Source organism: Solibacillus sp. GQ1 (genome assembly GCF_059758555.1).
This window is the reverse complement of the sequence record NZ_JCAXEX010000002.1, coordinates 39677-56325: the sequence shown is the minus strand read 5'-3', so window position 1 is coordinate 56325 and position 16649 is coordinate 39677. Positions and strand designations below refer to the sequence as shown.

Genomic DNA, 16649 nt, shown 5'->3' with positions numbered 1-16649 from the left:
AGTCTGTTTCTTTCAATCAATAATAATCCCTCATGACTGAAAAATCACTTCAATTTGTGTACCTTTACCAACTTCCGATGTAATCAAAAGCTGGTGTCCGAGCTTATCACAAATCTCCTTTGCGATATAGAGTCCCATGCCGGTAGATTCTCCAGTTTTCCGGCCGTTTTCACCGGTAAAGAATGCCTTCATTACACGGGGTAAATCAGATTTAGGAATGCCGACCCCTTCATCACGGATGAGCAAGTGGACATGCTGTTCTTTTTGCACTGCCGTAATATACAACTTTTTATTCGGCTCAAATGTATATTTCACCGCGTTTGTAATGAACTGTCCAATAAGGAAGTTCAGCCATTTTATATCGCTCATTACGATTAAATCTTCATCGATGTTCACTTCCGGAAATACTCGGTTGGCGATAAACAGACGTTTATTGTCATTAACATTTGCCATGATTGCCGATTTAAGCTGCACTTTTCCGATTTGCATATCATCCGAAAAGTTTTCCAGACGTGCATTCACTAAAACCATTTCAAGACCGCGCTTCAAACGTTCGACCTCTTCCTGCACACTTTTTTTATCCAGCTCTTCTTCCTGCTGCAGCAAAAGCTCCAAAACAGAGACAGGGGTTTTCATCTGGTGTACCCACTGGTTCATAAATTTATATTGTCTGGACTGTGTCGCATAAAGCGCCTGTACTTCATGCTGATACAATTTGTACAGCTCATGCAAATAACGCTCTGTCTCCATGTATTCCGTTGTTTTCGCATTCTTTTGAAGCGCGTCCTCCATCGTTTGCGGCAGCGTGGAAATCTTCGCCAAATAACGGCGCCTCAACATATAGCGCACGACTAAAAATGAGACGATTAAAAGAAGGCTGATTGCAATCGCATAAATGGCCGTAGTGACACTACGAAAGCCATCAAGCCAAAATAATGTAAGTAAAAATAATGTAAGGGCGATTTGAAAAATCAGGTAGGAAAGATGCTCCTTCACAAATAATTTAATCGTCATTACATTTCCTCCGAGCTTAATAAAAAGCGGTACCCTGCTCCGCGCACTGTTTCAATAACCGATGAAATGCCATAATCGGCCAGCTTCTTTCGAACACGCGTCATATTTACATTTAATGTGTTTTCATCAACAAATGCCTGATCATCCCACAATTCCTCCAGCAGCTGTTCGCGTGACACCACTTTTGGCGCCTGTCCCATTAATAATCCTAAAATTACACATTCCTTCTTTTGAAGCGGAACGACAAGATCCTTCAATTGAAGTTCCATCCGTTCCAAATACAATGTAAGCTGTCCTTGTACAATTTTCCGCTCTTCCTGTCTTGCAGAATATTCTCCATATGTACGACGTAAATGGCTGCGAATTTTAGCAAGTACGATTTCATAGTTAAACGGCTTCGTTATAAAATCATCTCCGCCGTTTTCCAATGCAAATATTTGGTCCATTTCCCCCGAGCGAGCAGAGATAAATAAAATCGGACATTTCGTAAATTGTCTCAGCTCCCGGCACCAATAGTATCCATCATAGGAAGGTAAATTAATATCGAGTAAAATTATATGAGGAGAAAATGCTAAGCATTGTTCCATTAATGAATCAAAGTCTTTAATTGTTTCGACTTCATACTGGTATTTTCTTAATGTGTCTGCGAGTAGTGCAGCTATTTTAGGATCATCCTCAACGATGAAAATTCGATGTTTTTCCATCTGAATGACCTCCTTTTCAATAGGTTTCCAACTAAAATATCCCTACATAAGTTAATTGTTCATATTGTTCCATTGTATCAAAAAAAGGGGGCTCCCGAAAACAGGAGCCTCCTTTTCTACACTCACTATTACGTTCATGATGACTGACAGAAGCTGCTAGTAAATTAAATGAAGGAAATCCTCTTCCGTAATCCCGCCAAAGTATACCGGGATTTCAATATCTTTCAGCTTTTCTGCAATTGCGGCACGGTCATATTTCGTCCCGACCAATAATTCAGCGACCTCATCTACATCACCGACACCAAAGAAATCTCCAAAAATTTTCGCCTCTTCAATAACACCTTTATTCACTTCTAAGCGAATATCCAAGCTTCCTGAAGGGTAACGCTTCGTTTTTTGAATGTTAAAGCGCGGTGATTTCCCGTAATTCCACTCCCATAACTGGTAACGGTTTTTTGAAATTTCATGGATCTTTTCCCAATCTTCTTCGGTAAGCTCGTAGTATTGAATATTTTCCTCGCCACCGAAAATCGATTTTAAAATCTCCATACGGAACTCTTCTACCGTAATTTTTTCAGGAAGGAAATCAATGATGTTCGCAACACGCGAGCGCACTGATTTGATTCCTTTTGATTCAATCTTGTCCTGTTTTACTTTAAGTGAGTTCACGACAGCGTCAATATCAAGATTGAACATAAGTGTCCCATGGCTGAACATGCGGCCACGTGTCGAATATTGGGCATTGCCGGAAACCTTTTTTCCTTCAGCCAAAATATCGTTACGGCCTGAAAGCTCAGAGTTAACCCCTAATTTTGCAAGTGCATCAACAACAGGCTGTGTGAATTTTTTATAGTTGCTGAAGCTGTTGCCGTCATCCTTTGTCAGGAAGCTGAAGTTCAGATTGTTTAAATCATGATAAACTGCCCCACCGCCGGAAAGACGACGTACTACAATGATTCCGTTTTCTTCAACGTAATCTGTGTTGATTTCTTCGATCGTGTTTTGATTTTTTCCGATGATAATCGAAGGCTGATTAATATAGAACAGTAAAAAATCATCCTTTTCGATATCCATGTTTTTCAGTATATACTCTTCTATTGCCAGGTTTATACGCGGATCTGTAATTCCTTTATTATCGATAAAATACAAGAGGCTCACTCCTTCAAAAATCGTCCATTTATATTTTAACTTAATTTAGGCATTTTGTGTTGACGAATTAAATCTGTTATAATACAATACATTATATAAACAGAAGTAATATAACAGAAACTTAAAGGAGGCATGCACAATGTTAGAAAACGTAGTGGAATTTTTCAAGAATTTACCTGATAAAATTTGCGTTCAATGCGGTGATAGAATCGAAGAACAAAGCGAATGCTACAGCAACAATTGTGATAAATGTAACTCTCTTTAATTCTTTACACACTGTTTAATTCGCATTACTGACAACCTTCATCTTAGAAATAGGATGAACCTATAATAGCTTACTTGAACCACGGGCTTGCTCAATGCTCGTGGTTTTTTCTGTATAAAAAAAGCATGGCCTCAACGGAAAACCCGAGTCCATGCTTTTTCTTTTTATAGTTCTGTTTGTTGATTTGAATAACGTTTTTTATAAAGCAATGCAAAATAACCGAACGTGATTGCTAAGCATGAAATCATAACTGCACCTAAAATTGACCAGTTGAACATTAGGAATGATGTATCACCAGTTGAAATGGCTGCTTTGAAGCCTTGTACAGAAAATGTCATCGGTAAAATTTTATTGAAGAAATGCAATTGCTCTGGTACTAGCTCAATCGGGAATGTCCCTGCACTTGCTGTTAATTGAAGAATCAACACGACGATGGCAATAAATCGTCCTGGATCACCAAACACAGATACAAGCAATTGAACCATAGCTAAAAATGTAAAGCTAGTTATAATTGTTGTCAGTATGAACTGCGGCATATTATTTACCTCAAGTCCAAGTCCCCAAACGACAATTGCAATCGTTATAAATGACTGCACCAATCCAACACCGATTAATACAGTTACTTTACTTACAAACCAGCTTGCACTGTTTTTCGGAATAATGGCTGGTTCAACTAATGGGAATACAATCGAAATTAATAATGCCCCAACGAATAATCCTAAAGAAATAAAGTATGGTGCAAAACCTGTACCATAATTCGGTACATGGTTTACGGAATCTTTTTCGACTTCTACTGGAGAACCGACCATATTATACGTATCTTCAGTCGGATTTACAGCGGCTTTTTCGCCTGCTTCCGCCAATTTTTCAGATAAAGTTGTCGTACCATCCTTCAATTCTTTCGTGCCATCCGCTAAAGTAGTAGAACCTTGTGCCAACTCACCTGACTTTTCTGCCAATAAGCTAGTACCGTCATATAATTTATTCGAACCATCAACTAATGTGTTCAAACCTTGCGCTAATGTGTTGGCACCTGTTGCAGCACTTGATGCGCCTGCTGTTAGTTCATTTAGTTTTCCGGCGATTGTTGTATTGCCTTGTGCTAATGAATTGGCACCCTCTATTAGCTGTGCTGAATTTTGCTGTAATTGTGCAACACCTGCTGTTACTTGTTGTTGCCCTGCATTTAATTTACTTGCACCATCACTGATTGCCGCAATTTTATCGTCCAATCCGTTTGTTCCTGCGTGCAGCTGGCTTAAACCGCCACTTACTTGTTTACTGCCTTCTTGCAGTTGCCCTAGTGCGGCTTTTAATGCTGCTTGATTTTCTTCAGGCAACATTGGTAATATCGCTTCAAGTTGACCCGCCAATTGATCCATACCGCCTGCTACATTAGCTGAACCATCTGCGAGCGCTTTTACTTTGTCATCGATATTCGCTGTACCTTGTGTTAATAATTTCAGATTTTCAGCTAAGCTTGCCTGACCGGATGTGATGTCCTTTTGTCCGTTTGCTACTTGTGCAACACCACCCGTATAGCTTTCAATACCTTGCTGCAATGTATTGGCGCCATCTGCTGCAGATTTTGCTCCTGTTTCAAGTTGGCTGCTGCCATCCGCAATTTTTGCTACACCTGCCGCCAGATCGGCAGCACCTTTCGCAGCATTTTTAGCACCGGCAACTAAAGCGTCCGTACCATCAGATAATTGAACAGAGCTTGATGCCAATTGTTCTAAATAGCCTTTCAGCTCATCAGCGCCATCCGCCAGCTTCGCGGCACCTTCATCCAGTTCCCCTGCTCCATCTGCTGCCTCGGTAAAACCGTCACCAAGCTGCGTAATGGAATCAAATAATTTTTCTGCATATGTTGCTGAAACTTGCGTATTTACTTCCGCTTTTATGCGATCCATTGCAGTTTCACCAATTTGTGCTCCTAAAAAGTTGAAGCCTTCATTTGGAATATAATCAATAACCAATTTTTGTGGTTCTTCATCTAATAATGTAGTTGCATGTTCAGAGAAGTTTTCCGGAATTTTAATTAAGATATAATATTTTTGATCCTTTAATTTTTGGTCCGCTTCCTTTGCATCAACTTCCTCAAATCGGAATTGCTCGCTACCTATCAGCTTATCGACCAATGTTTGACCGAGCTCCATTGTTTCCTCATCCATCACAGCACCTTTGTCTTCATTGACAACGGCAACCGGCAAGTCCTTTAAGTTGGCATATGGATCCCAAAATGCCCATAAGAACATCCCGCTGTACATAACAGGAACAAATAGAACGGCAATAACTGAAATAAGCATTTTCTTTGTTTTAAAAATCTTCAGCCATTCTGCTTTTATCACACTAATTTCCTCCTTCTAAAACTATATGACCAATATCGTTTTTCGGTCATTTCATGGTAAAAAGAAACCACTTCACCAGGAAGTGACTGCTACTTTTTCTTTGCCAAACCACGGAAAATGGTTTCGCTGAATAATGTCAGAATTTCTTGTTCGTTGAGTGGTTCTTTATGTGTCAACTGCCAGTCTACAATAAAAGCCAAATACGATTTAAATAATAAAAAAGCCACATGCTCAGGATTACAGTCAATAACCTCATCTTTTGCAATGCCATTACGAATACGCATCGAGACGTAAGAAATGATTTCCGACTCGATTTTCAACAGCATCTGCTGTACTTCAGGAGTTCCAAGTGCTGTTTCCTCTTCTATTAGTTTGGCAAACAGTAAATGACGCTCACGGAATTGCAGCATTTTCATCAATGCTGTATGGGCATTTTGCATAAAGCTCGCATTTGCATCGATTAGCTGATCTGTTTCACGCTTCATTTCACCGATTAAATGGAATACAACTTCCTGAAACAGCTCTTCTTTATTTTTAAAAAAAGTATAAATAGTCCCTTTTCCTACATTTGCAATTTTAGCAACTTGTTCAATCGTTGTCGCTTTATATCCAAATAATGTGAAAGATTTTGTAGCAGCTAATAAAATTTCATGTCGACGATCCATAAATCCACCTCCTCAAAAAAGTGACCAAATGAACACTTCGGTCATTCAGTCACTATTATACACCCATTTTCTTATATTGCAATATTTAATGGTTATGATCGTCTTCTTTTTCTTCTGTAATTTCTTCGTCATGTTCCATCGAATTAGAACTTGTATCTTCCAGCACTTTGCTCATATCTGGGTTGCCGACAATCAGCTCCTGCTTTGGCATCACGTGCATACCGCGCGCCGTCGTATGGGCAAACATATAGTATACGCCATCATGGTCAAACGTATAGTCAGCGACATAGATTCCGTCTTCTGTCAGTTCTCCGTCCAGCATCTCCCCTTCATCGCGAAGGCCAGATTCCCATACTTCAAACTTCACTTCTTTCGCATCATTTACCGCTTCATCATCTTGAGTCACACGTGCCGCAAGCTGAATCGTTTCCCCAGCATTCAATTGTTCAGCCGTTTGAATATGTACATCTACAATTGCCGGTACCTCGGCAGTATCAAGTGTCTCCACTTTTGGATCATCCCCACACCCAACTAACAAAAAAGGTACTGCAACTAAACTGTAAAACCATTTTTTCATCGTGAAATCTCCCATCCTTGCTATAATTATGTAATTTATTGCAATCTTTTCTCCATCCTTATTAGCGTACTAAAAAATCCGGACAGATGCATTACTATAATTAAGATAAATTTGTGAACCATTCGGAAACTCTTCAAACGAGAAATGCTGCATTAAAAGCGGTTCACTTTTAATACAGCATGTCGTTCAACTAGTCTATTGAATTGTTGTTACATTGCTAATTTTGATTCGGCCAACTGGTTGAGTAATTGCTCGGCTGTATTTCTTCCTTGTAAAACACAGTCCGGAATACTAATTCCCTCATAGGAGCTTCCTGTTAATAAGACATTCGGAAACTCTTGATAAAACTGTTTTTTCATAGTTGACATACGAGACTCATGACCAATTGTATATTGAGGCATTGCTTCCTTCCAGCGTGCAACTGTCGTCAACAATGGCTGGGCATCTAAACCTACCGCCCGTTCCAAATCCTGCAATACGATTTTTTCAATTTCACTGTCGGAGAGCTCTACAATCGATTCATCCCCTACACGGCCAATGTATACCCTAAGTAGTTCATGGCCATCCGGGGAAACATTATCCCATTTCCGGTGACTCCACGTACAGCTTGTAATGGCAAAATGACTATTGCGTGAAACGAAGAAGTTAAGTGCATCTTCATATTTTTGCATCGAACCTTTTTCAAATGCCATCGTAACCGTTGCGATTGTAGCATAATTCATATCCGGAACTTGCTGCATTGTTACAGAGTCCGGGAAAATTCTTTTCGTTACATTAAACGGTGTCGTTACAATGATATTATTTGATTGAATGGACGTCCCATCATTCAATTCAATAAGATGAGTATCATCATTATTTTTTTCAATGGAATTCACTTTCAAACCTTTTAAAATCGTTACATCGGTTAAAGCATTTTCCAAAGTTTCAATTAATGATTCCAGCCCGTTTTCAAATGATTCATAATGTAGTTCACCTGGAGTGTCAACGAGTGCGTAAATACCTTTACCGGTTTTTTTCATACCGAGCAGCAAACTGCGATAATCCTTTTCCAACTGATAAAACTGCGGGAACATCGATTGCATGCTAAGATGGTCGATATCACCTGCAAATGTACCTGCCAACACCGGCTCAACTAAATTTTCTACAACCTCTTTACCAAAGCGTCGATTGAAAAATTCACTAATCGGTTCGTCTGCCGCATGCGGTAATTTCGGTAATAACAAATCCCCTGCTGCGCGGAATTTCCCCATTAGAGATAGAACATTCGATTTCATGAACGGGAGGATTTTAGGTGACCCTCCGAGCAGGATATTACTCGGAATTTGGTGCAACTTGCTACCAACTGCGATGAATGTTCGACCATAATTATTTTGAATCATCTCATGTTCGATATTTAAATCACGTGCCAACTTTCGGACACTGCTACCTGTATCAAAAAACGATTCAGGCCCACGTTCGATAATATATCCATTTTGACGTACTGTATGGATTTTACCACCTAAACGTAGTGACGCTTCGATCAGCACGATGTCTATCGGTAAATTATGCGCCTTCGTTTTTTGCTGTAAATAGTATGCCGTCGTTAAACCAGTGATGCCACCGCCAACGATAACAACCTTGTTCCTTTTTAAAGTCACCCTCATCATCACTCTCTACTATTTCGCTAATTTTTTATTGATAGCATCTACCATTGCATCAATGAATAAAGGATGTGTATTTGGCATTGTCGGGCGATAGTAGCTTGCACCGATTTCGTCACAAACAACTTTACACTCAATATCATTATCATATAGCACTTCTAAATGCTCAGTAACAAATCCTACTGGTGTATAGATGAATGCTTTATAACCTTTTTGCTCAAATAATTCCTTCGTTAAGTCCTGTACATCCGGTCCTAGCCATGGCTCTGGTGTTTGTCCGGCTGACTGCCAGCCTACTTCAACATTCACAATATCAGAAGCCTCTTCAATTAAACGTGCTGTTTCGATTAACTGCTCTTCATACGGATCGCCCGCAAGCTTAATTTTTTCCGGCAATGAGTGGTTGGACACGATTAAGCAAGCATTTGCGCGCTCTTCTTCTGTCATTTTTGCCAACTCGCCATTCACGGCATTTTTCCAGAATTCAATGAATTTAGGCTCGTCATACCATGCTTCAACAGAAGTGATATTTAACGTACCGCCTAATTTTTCAGCAGCTTCCTTTGCTCGTCCATTGTACGATTTAATAGAGAAAGTTGAGAAGTGTGGTGCTAAAACGATTGATACCGCTTCAGTGATCCCTTCTTTCACCATTGCTTCTACTGCATCTTCTACAAATGGTTCAATATGCTTTAAGCCGATAAATACTTTATATTCCACTTCGTCCTGTACTTCGTTCAAACGTGCACATAATGCATGGGCTTGTGCTTCCGTCATTTTCGCAAGCGGAGAAATACCGCCGATTGCACGGTAACGTTCTGTTAAGTCGTCCAAATGTTCCTGGCTCGGTTTACGGCCATGACGAATATGTGTGTAATAACGTTCGATATCTTCTTCTTTATATGGCGTACCATAAGCCATTACTAATAACCCGCGTACTTCTTTCATGTAAGTTCACCTCTGCATGTTTTTTAACACGTTTCTTTTTTAGTAAGTTATTAAAGATTCTTCATCTTAATAAGGGGTTGATTTACATTCCGGGTCGGACGTTTTCCGCGGGCACGGCCAGAGCCTGTAGTCTCAGGCGTCGTACTGTTCCCGCTGGAGTCGCCTCCCCTCCATTCCAATCAACTTTTCATCTATATAGTTTTCTCACCTTCACCGGTGAATAATCAAATTAAATTTATTGTTGTATTGAACGTTTTGCAATTTGTTCGCGACTGTATTCGTGTACAAATGTTGTTAGTCGTTTTAATACAGCTGGATCTACTTCTGGGAAGACACCGTGGCCTAAGTTGAAAATATGTCCGCCTGTATGTGCTAATCCTTGATCCACAATATCTTTCGCTCGTGCTTCGATTACATTCCAGTCAGCAAGTAATAATGTAGGATCCAAGTTCCCTTGTACCGCTTTTGTTACGCCGCGAGATTCTGCTTCACGGATCGGTAAACGCCAGTCCAAACCTACTACATCAACTGGCAGGTCATGCCATTCTTTTACTAAATGTGATGCACCTACACCAAATTGGATTAACGGTACATTTAATGCGCGCAATTCAGCAAAAATGCGTGTCATCGTCGGCTTGATAAAAATTCGGTAATCTTCTACATTTAATGCACCAACCCAAGAATCGAAAATTTGGATTGCCTTTGCACCAGCTTCTACTTGCGCTGTAATATCCACAATAATCATATCAGCCAGTTTTTCCATTAAAGCAAACCATGCTTTTGGCTGTGAAACCATGAATGATTTTGTTTTAGCATAGTTTTTGCTTGGGCCGCCTTCGATCATATAGCTCGCAAGCGTAAACGGAGCACCGCCAAAACCGATTAACGGAACATTTAACTGTTCTGTCGTTAACATTTTAATTGTCTCTAGCACGTAAGGTGTATGCTCTTGTGCGTTGAAATCACGTAAGTTTTCTACATCAGCTGCTGAACGGATAGGATTTGAAATAACCGGACCGATTCCCGCTTTTATTTTTACATCAATTCCCATTCCTGGTAAAGGGGTAACAATATCTTTATAAAGAATCGCTGCATCTACATTGTATTGATCAACAGGTAAACGCGTCACATATGCACATAACTCCGGCTGCATTGTAATCTCTTCTAATGAATATTTTTCTTTTATTTCACGATATTCTGGCTGTGAACGGCCTGCCTGGCGCATAAACCAAACTGGTGTATGTTCAACTTGCTCACCGCGAGCAGCACGTAATAATGTGTCATTAAATTTCATCATTTTTGATTTCTACCCCTTAAAGTAAATTCTTTTTTATTTTATAACTCAAAAACGTCATTGATATCCATCATCGACTATAAACTTTTCATAAATAATTGTATAGATTTCTTCAATAAATGTCATGAATTTGTCTTTTCTGCTATAGAACTTTTTGACAAATGGCTTGAATATCTTTATAAATGGAAATAATAGTGTAAGGAGGTCGGTATATATGAATTTTTATGTAACTTCAGGAACACCTGACTATATGGAAAATTTAATCACAAAAAATCCACAGCACCCTTTAATTTTATTACACGGAAATGGTAATTCAGTGGTGTTGCATGAAACAGAGAACAAATCTATTTTCGCAGTACCCCGCAAGTTTGAAGTTATTGCTCAAGATGGACAGTTTACACAAAAGGGCTATTATACTTTTTTCAATATGCCCATTATGTCAGATGAGCGCCCGGTTTTCGAGAAAAAAGCTCTCGATGTCATCCCTGCTTTGAACTCCAATGACGCTGTAATTGCCTATCGTTTACTGCGTCCGATTAAAGCAGAAACCTATTTATTTATTATTCAATGGGGCGGGCCTGCTTCTTATGAAGTCTGGAAAGCCAGCAATGAGTATAAGACTTCATTTGCCCCTATCTTTGAAGGCACGACACAAGTGCTACAGTCGATGTTTAACTCATCATCCTATATTACGACATATAGTGCAGCTTCAAAAGAATAATGCTTTTATAAAAAATGCTACGATTGTGTTTCGTAGCATTTTTATATAAAATAATACATATTTAGAAAATATTTCGTTTTCCGAACTATTCTGCTTCTCACTAAACAAAAGGCGGTTATTATGTGAAAATACAAATTCAGTTGTTTAAAGCTTTCTTTGTTTCAGGAATTCTTGGATTCGGGGGAGGTCCGACAATCATTCCATTGCTTCATAAAGAAGTAGTTGAAAAATATAAACTTATGACAGATGATGACTTTTCAGATGTGTTATCGATTGGAAACACATTGCCTGGTCCAATTGCTACAAAGATGGCAGGCTACATTGGTTACCGTATAGGCGGTTTTCTCGGATTAATTAACGCTCTGTTTGCTTCGGTTATGCCTACTGTACTATTAATTATTTTATTATTAAATTCATTAAACCAATTCAGTAACTCTGACTTTATCAACAACATGTCTAATGGCGTCATCCCCATTGTGACAGTGATGATGGGGATTTATGCATTTGACTTTTTAAAGAAATCGCATAAAGCTTTAGGTCTAAAAATCAGCGCAATTATTTTCGTGTTCAGTTTTATAACGATTGTTGTATTCGATCTCCACCCTGGGATTATCATCGGTTCCCTCTTAATATTGGCGCTGGCATTGCCCAATAAAGGAGGAAAAGAACAATGATATTTTGGGAGCTTTTTATTGCATTTTTAATACCGAACCTTTTGGCATACGGAGGCGGGCCTGCTTCAATCCCGTTAATTGAACATGAAGTGGTAGACAGGTATGAATGGATGACCCAAAGTGAATTCAGTGAGTTTCTTGCTTTGGCAAATTCATTGCCCGGTCCTATCGCAACGAAGATGGCGGGTTATATCGGCTTTGAAGTTGGTGGTATTTTAGGGAGTATTATAGCGTTATTTGCGACAGTAGCCCCCACCCTGATTTTAATGATTACACTTTTGAATCTTCTACAAAAATATAGAGATTCGCCTAAAGTAATGCGGTTATCAAGCTTTGTATTACCTGCAATTGCCGTATTATTAATTACATTAACATTCGATTTCGCCAAGTCTTCCTATGAATCAAATAAACTGATTCCAACGATTTTAATGATTGTCGGCAGCTATATTGCTCTGGAAAAATTCAAAGTTCCTTCTATTATAGTAATCGCCGCCGGATTATTAATTGGCGGATTCTTGTTATAAACATAATAGGCACCCATTTTCGCTCTAGAAAATGGGTGCCTTATTTGTTTTACAATTCTATTTATTATTTTGACATTCTCATCGTCAGTTCACTGACTGCAATAATGACAATCGGAATGAAATAAAACTGTGGCTGCATTACTGCACACAGTGTCACAATAATAGCCTGTACAATGCTCAATTGACGAAGCAGTTTTGCGACAGCCTGCTTTCTCGTATCACGGGGAATCGGGTAAAGCATGTCCATTCGGAAATCCCCTGCTGACATAAGTGCATACTTAAGCTGAAGCGTTGTCGCAAATGCAAGTGCTCCTGCAACAATCCAAGTTACAAACGGAATTGTAATAAACATGGCTACAACAGCTGAAATTGCTGTTAACCGTACCCATAAATAAAAATGGTCATCTGTACGGATAAACGTGCGGTAAATTAAATATGCCTGTGTATTTTCCTTTTTATAGCTGATTGCTTTATACGCAATATCCAGCCATGCACGACGTTTTACAGAGCCCTTTAAATGCGGGACATCTGTGAAGTAGTTGGCAAAACGGTAAAAACGCATCATGCGGTTTTGCTCAAGCTTAATAAAATGTTCGTAAGGCACTGGATTGTCCTGCACTTTTTTCTTCAATGTAAATGTATAATAAGTCATCATAATAAGAAATACGATGCCCAGCAAACCGTCTGTCAATGTCATTTGAATCCCGATAATCGACACGATCGCCCGCACAAATCGGTCGAGTACAATGGCATTCCCACGATTTGCATAACGGTAATTGAATTCGGCGCGCACATTAATAAATTTCAGCACCGCGATAAATAGAGCTGTCAGCCAAATTTCAGCTACGCTAAGTGTCGTAACTTCTTTCAATAACGGAATCGTTATAATATACAGAACGACCGGCAACAATAGCTGTGACCAAAACGTCCAGTTCATCGCCTTTTTGAAATAGTTCGGCATTTGGCTTTCTAGCGGCAATAAGTATACTTGATCGGGTTCTTTCAGCAATGTGACAGGTCTACTTAATGCAACTAAGAACCCGATTACAAGGGCAATGAGCCACTCTGCCGGAAAATCAGGCTGCACGACCTTCAGCCATTCACTGTACTGATATCCCCCTGCCCCTGCGATAAAGACAAGGACAATCGCAATATGCCCTGTAAAGACGAAGCGCATATACTTCATCACTTCGCCGATGTAATGCTCGAAGCGCTTAGCCCATACACTATGCATGCTGTTCATTGTCCTGCTCCTTTGTCATTGCAATATACAAATCATCCAGTGTCGCAGTCGGCATATTGAACGCTTTGCGCAAATCATTCATTGTTCCTTGTGCACGAACACGTCCTTCATGAAGTAAGATGATGCGGTCACAATGTTTTTCTGCAGTCGATAAAATATGTGTCGACATTAAAATCGATGCCCCTGCACGTTTTTTATCATCCATTTGATCAAGCAATGACTGAATGCCGAGCGGGTCTAAACCGACAAACGGCTCATCGATAATATATAAACTTGGATCGACTAAAAATGCGCACATAATCATTACCTTCTGGCGCATCCCTTTAGAAAAGTGCGAAGGGAACCAATTTAATCGCTTTTCCATACGGAATTCCTTCAATAAAACTTCAGAGCGTTCTTCCAATGTTCTCTCATCTAAACCATAGGCCATTGCCGTTAATTGTAAATGTTCTTTTAATGTTAATTCTTCATATAGTACGGGTGTTTCCGGAATATAGGAGAAGCTTGATCGGTACTTGTCCAAATTTCCCTTTAACGTCACACCGTTTAAACGAATTTCTCCAGAGCGCGGTAAGAGCGTGCCAATAATATGCTTGATCGTCGTACTTTTCCCAGCACCGTTAAGGCCGATTAATCCAACGAGCTCTCCTTTGTTAATTTCAAATGATAAATCTTGAATCACAGGCTTTCTCGTATAACCACCTGTTACATTTTGCAGTTGTAAAATTGTCACAGTCGTCACTCCTCTTTTCTAAAATTTAGTTTATCAAAAGCGAATAAAATTGAACACTGAATGCAACACTCAATTCAAAGAACAAAAAGTAAATCCTTCATATAAGAAAGTAGTTTTCCGAATAATCTATGATAGAATAAAGAAAAATAATAGTATCTTCACCATAAATTGGGGTGGTACAGTTGATTTTTATTGTTGGCGGATGCTTTCCAACGGAATTGCCGCCCTGTACTCCACATAACTTACAATAACATTATTTTCTAACTTCTAATGGTGAAAATCAAAAATAAAAAAGGAGCGATAAATAAGATGAGTGATTGCTTATTTTGCAAAATCATTGCCGGTGAAATTCCAAGTATTAAAGTTTATGAGGACGAGCATACTTTTGCCTTCATGGACATTGCCCCATTAACAAAAGGCCATACACTGTTAATCCCGAAAACACATTGTAAAGATCTATTTGAAATGTCAGAAGATGTAGCACGTAATTTATATGCTGCTGCCCCGAAAGTGGCTAATGCCATTAAAGCTGCTTTTAACCCGGCTGGTATGAATACGATTAATAATAACGGTGCTGAAGCAGGCCAAACCGTTTTCCATTACCATCTGCATCTCGTTCCCCGCTATGACGAAAAAGATGGACTAGTTGTCAACTGGAATGGTCGTTCACAGGAATTCCCGCCAGATGTGCTGTCGACACTTTCTGAGGAAATTAAATCACACTTATAATTGCTCCTATCAGTTATATTTACACGACTGTATGAGGAGACTATGGCCAGCATCTTTTTCATCTATGAAAATGCTGGTTTTTCTTTTATTACTTCCCCGCCCAATCTTTCCAATGTTTATTGGAACATGGATTTGGAAAAAGATTTGGATAACAAATATAAATAAAGTGAGGTTATCAATATGAAAGCAAAATCATTTTTACTAGGTATTACAACTGGCATCGTTGGCGGTGCGGCTGTTATTTTATTTACAGCACCGCAATCAGGGACAGCTTTACGACAAAACTTATTGGAGAATACTAAAAAGGCCACATCAAAGCTCCAAGACGTACAACATGAACTAAATAACGTCAAGCAATCGATTACAACTTTAAAGGCAGAAGTACAAAATAGTATGCCTAGTATAGTAAATGAATTAAAGGATAATTTCGCAAATTTCAAAACCCAGATAGAACCGGAAGCAATAAATTTAAAACAAGAAATCGAGAAATTACAGAATTCTATAAGTGAAATCGAGAAAAATATACCTTCAAATAGAAATAACGAGTAATGAACAGCGATTCACCAATATAACTTTAGAACTACATTAAAGTTTGAAAACGGTCAATTTAATCCCAAAATTATCTTTTTATAGCATAAATCAACCAATGTTGAATTATTCCATTTTTCTAACTTTAAACTCTTTTCTTTTATTGCTATAATAATTTTAAAATGTAAATGAAAGAAGAAGGTGATTGCTTTGACAGAAGATTTATACTCACAACGAGAGGCTATGTTATTTAGCCAAAGAGTCGCACAACTTTCGAAAGCACTATGGAAAGCTATCGAAAAAGATTGGCAAACATGGATTAAACCTTTTGATTTAAATATTAATGAACACCATATTTTATGGATTTCATATCATTTGAAAGGTGCCTCCATTTCAGATGTAGCTAAATTTGGTGTCATGCATGTATCTACCGCTTTCAACTTTTCAAAAAAATTAGAAGAACGTGGATTACTAACTTTCTCAAAACGTGATGAAGACAAACGTAATACATATGTTGAGTTAACTGATAAAGGCGCAGAACTCATTCTACGTATGTACGATCATTATCACGATACAGAACATACGATTTTAACAGGCGCATTGCCATTAAAAGAACTATACGGACGTTTCCCTGAGTTTTTAGATGTAATGGCTGTTATTCGCAATATTTACGGGGATGACTTCATCGAAATATTTGAACGTTCTTTCTTTAACTTTAAAGAAACAATTGATGACAAAGGTAAGCCATCAATCACTACAACTTTATAAAACTCCCAGTAAGAAATGTCGCCAATTTAAATTGATGACATTTCTTTTTTTATTTATTATAGTTAGTTTTATGTTTAATAATGTTTCGTTAATGGAAAAGCATTATACGTCCTTTTCCATAA

18 protein-coding genes are annotated in these 16649 nt (G+C 38.8%); 7 read left to right on the top strand and 11 right to left on the bottom strand.

Annotation, left to right across the window (positions count from 1 at the left end; all coding sequences use genetic code 11):
- Positions 1 to 30 precede the first annotated feature (30 nt).
- The 3 genes from AC6CH1_RS12690 to lplA all read right to left on the bottom strand — a co-directional run bounded on the left by AC6CH1_RS12690 (position 31) and on the right by lplA (position 2867).
- Positions 31 to 1014: a sensor histidine kinase gene (locus AC6CH1_RS12690; RefSeq protein ID WP_498317837.1), complete on the bottom strand. Its 984-nt coding sequence runs from the start codon at positions 1012 to 1014 to the stop codon at positions 31 to 33.
- On the bottom strand, positions 1014 to 1718 hold the full coding sequence (locus AC6CH1_RS12685; protein ID WP_251690361.1) for a response regulator transcription factor: 705 nt from the start codon (positions 1716 to 1718) through the stop codon (positions 1014 to 1016). Before AC6CH1_RS12685 ends, AC6CH1_RS12690 begins: the two co-directional genes overlap by 1 nt.
- A 156-nt stretch (positions 1719 to 1874) precedes the next feature.
- Entirely contained in the window at positions 1875 to 2867 is a 993-nt protein-coding gene (gene lplA / locus AC6CH1_RS12680; protein WP_251690363.1) for a lipoate--protein ligase, read from the bottom strand.
- 139 nt (positions 2868 to 3006) lie between these two features.
- On the opposite strand from lplA, the gene yhfH reads away from it, so the two are divergent.
- A complete protein-coding gene (yhfH, locus tag AC6CH1_RS12675; RefSeq protein WP_251690365.1) occupies positions 3007 to 3132 on the top strand; it encodes a protein YhfH in 126 nt (41 codons plus the stop codon).
- Between the two features lie 164 nt (positions 3133 to 3296).
- Here the strand turns inward: yhfH and AC6CH1_RS12670 are convergent, their stop codons facing one another.
- From AC6CH1_RS12670 to hemE, 6 genes are all read right to left on the bottom strand, one after another.
- Positions 3297 to 5483: a YhgE/Pip family protein gene (locus AC6CH1_RS12670; protein ID WP_498317834.1), complete on the bottom strand. Its 2187-nt coding sequence runs from the start codon at positions 5481 to 5483 to the stop codon at positions 3297 to 3299.
- An 89-nt stretch (positions 5484 to 5572) separates the two neighbouring features.
- Positions 5573 to 6148, bottom strand: coding sequence for a TetR/AcrR family transcriptional regulator (locus AC6CH1_RS12665; protein ID WP_251690368.1), 576 nt, complete (start codon positions 6146 to 6148; stop codon positions 5573 to 5575).
- Between the two features lie 85 nt (positions 6149 to 6233).
- Positions 6234 to 6725 carry a FixH family protein gene (locus tag AC6CH1_RS12660; protein ID WP_498317832.1) on the bottom strand — a complete coding sequence of 164 codons (492 nt, stop codon included), beginning with the start codon at positions 6723 to 6725 and terminating at the stop codon, positions 6234 to 6236.
- A gap of 209 nt (positions 6726 to 6934) precedes the next feature.
- On the bottom strand, positions 6935 to 8368 hold the full coding sequence (gene hemY, locus AC6CH1_RS12655) for a protoporphyrinogen oxidase (RefSeq protein ID WP_251690371.1): 1434 nt from the start codon (positions 8366 to 8368) through the stop codon (positions 6935 to 6937).
- A gap of 12 nt (positions 8369 to 8380) precedes the next feature.
- Positions 8381 to 9313: a ferrochelatase gene (gene hemH / locus AC6CH1_RS12650; protein ID WP_251690373.1), complete on the bottom strand. Its 933-nt coding sequence runs from the start codon at positions 9311 to 9313 to the stop codon at positions 8381 to 8383.
- A gap of 235 nt (positions 9314 to 9548) precedes the next feature.
- Entirely contained in the window at positions 9549 to 10610 is a 1062-nt protein-coding gene (hemE, locus tag AC6CH1_RS12645; protein ID WP_251690378.1) for a uroporphyrinogen decarboxylase, read from the bottom strand.
- Between the two features lie 211 nt (positions 10611 to 10821).
- Here hemE and AC6CH1_RS12640 point away from each other — a divergent pair, with 211 nt between their 5' ends.
- The 3 genes from AC6CH1_RS12640 to AC6CH1_RS12630 all read left to right on the top strand — a co-directional run bounded on the left by AC6CH1_RS12640 (position 10822) and on the right by AC6CH1_RS12630 (position 12526).
- Positions 10822 to 11328 carry a Target of RNAIII-activating protein gene (locus AC6CH1_RS12640; protein WP_251690380.1) on the top strand — a complete coding sequence of 169 codons (507 nt, stop codon included), beginning with the start codon at positions 10822 to 10824 and terminating at the stop codon, positions 11326 to 11328.
- 122 nt (positions 11329 to 11450) lie between these two features.
- On the top strand, positions 11451 to 12002 hold the full coding sequence (locus AC6CH1_RS12635) for a chromate transporter (protein ID WP_008406451.1): 552 nt from the start codon (positions 11451 to 11453) through the stop codon (positions 12000 to 12002).
- Positions 11999 to 12526 carry a chromate transporter gene (locus AC6CH1_RS12630; RefSeq protein WP_014822746.1) on the top strand — a complete coding sequence of 176 codons (528 nt, stop codon included), beginning with the start codon at positions 11999 to 12001 and terminating at the stop codon, positions 12524 to 12526. The genes AC6CH1_RS12635 and AC6CH1_RS12630 overlap by 4 nt, the downstream gene beginning before the upstream one ends.
- A 64-nt stretch (positions 12527 to 12590) precedes the next feature.
- Here AC6CH1_RS12630 and AC6CH1_RS12625 read toward each other — a convergent pair whose 3' ends face one another.
- Positions 12591 to 13769 (bottom strand): ABC transporter permease, encoded by a 1179-nt coding sequence (locus AC6CH1_RS12625; RefSeq protein WP_498317829.1) that lies wholly within the window; start codon positions 13767 to 13769, stop codon positions 12591 to 12593.
- Positions 13753 to 14502 (bottom strand): ABC transporter ATP-binding protein, encoded by a 750-nt coding sequence (locus AC6CH1_RS12620; protein WP_251690388.1) that lies wholly within the window; start codon positions 14500 to 14502, stop codon positions 13753 to 13755. The genes AC6CH1_RS12625 and AC6CH1_RS12620 overlap by 17 nt, the downstream gene beginning before the upstream one ends.
- A 309-nt stretch (positions 14503 to 14811) precedes the next feature.
- Here AC6CH1_RS12620 and AC6CH1_RS12615 point away from each other — a divergent pair, with 309 nt between their 5' ends.
- The 3 genes from AC6CH1_RS12615 (at position 14812) to AC6CH1_RS12605 (ending at position 16527) form a co-directional block, all read left to right on the top strand.
- A complete protein-coding gene (locus tag AC6CH1_RS12615; protein WP_008406458.1) occupies positions 14812 to 15231 on the top strand; it encodes an HIT family protein in 420 nt (139 codons plus the stop codon).
- Positions 15232 to 15411: 180 nt separating this feature from the next.
- The gene (locus tag AC6CH1_RS12610; protein WP_251690390.1) at positions 15412 to 15780 is read left to right on the top strand and encodes a YtxH domain-containing protein; all 369 of its coding nucleotides are present in this window, start codon (positions 15412 to 15414) and stop codon (positions 15778 to 15780) included.
- Between the two features lie 183 nt (positions 15781 to 15963).
- Positions 15964 to 16527, top strand: coding sequence for an HTH-type transcriptional regulator Hpr (locus tag AC6CH1_RS12605; RefSeq protein WP_251690456.1), 564 nt, complete (start codon positions 15964 to 15966; stop codon positions 16525 to 16527).
- The last annotated feature ends 122 nt before the right edge of the window (positions 16528 to 16649 follow it).

Bases quoted from the DNA above. Each gene is read 5' to 3' on its own strand.
- AC6CH1_RS12610 (WP_251690390.1), top strand. From the start codon at position 15,412: ATGAAAGCAAAATCATTTTTACTAGGTATTACAACTGGCATCGTTGGC.
- AC6CH1_RS12660 (WP_498317832.1), bottom strand. From the start codon at position 6,725: ATGAAAAAATGGTTTTACAGTTTAGTTGCAGTACCTTTTTTGTTAGTT.
- AC6CH1_RS12625 (WP_498317829.1), bottom strand. From the start codon at position 13,769: ATGAACAGCATGCATAGTGTATGGGCTAAGCGCTTCGAGCATTACATC.
- hemY (WP_251690371.1), bottom strand. From the start codon at position 8,368: ATGAGGGTGACTTTAAAAAGGAACAAGGTTGTTATCGTTGGCGGTGGC.
- AC6CH1_RS12685 (WP_251690361.1), bottom strand. From the start codon at position 1,718: ATGGAAAAACATCGAATTTTCATCGTTGAGGATGATCCTAAAATAGCT.
- yhfH (WP_251690365.1), top strand. From the start codon at position 3,007: ATGTTAGAAAACGTAGTGGAATTTTTCAAGAATTTACCTGATAAAATT.
- AC6CH1_RS12690 (WP_498317837.1), bottom strand. From the start codon at position 1,014: ATGACGATTAAATTATTTGTGAAGGAGCATCTTTCCTACCTGATTTTT.
- hemE (WP_251690378.1), bottom strand. From the start codon at position 10,610: ATGATGAAATTTAATGACACATTATTACGTGCTGCTCGCGGTGAGCAA.
- AC6CH1_RS12630 (WP_014822746.1), top strand. From the start codon at position 11,999: ATGATATTTTGGGAGCTTTTTATTGCATTTTTAATACCGAACCTTTTG.
- AC6CH1_RS12665 (WP_251690368.1), bottom strand. From the start codon at position 6,148: ATGGATCGTCGACATGAAATTTTATTAGCTGCTACAAAATCTTTCACA.
- AC6CH1_RS12640 (WP_251690380.1), top strand. From the start codon at position 10,822: ATGAATTTTTATGTAACTTCAGGAACACCTGACTATATGGAAAATTTA.
- AC6CH1_RS12615 (WP_008406458.1), top strand. From the start codon at position 14,812: ATGAGTGATTGCTTATTTTGCAAAATCATTGCCGGTGAAATTCCAAGT.
- hemH (WP_251690373.1), bottom strand. From the start codon at position 9,313: ATGAAAGAAGTACGCGGGTTATTAGTAATGGCTTATGGTACGCCATAT.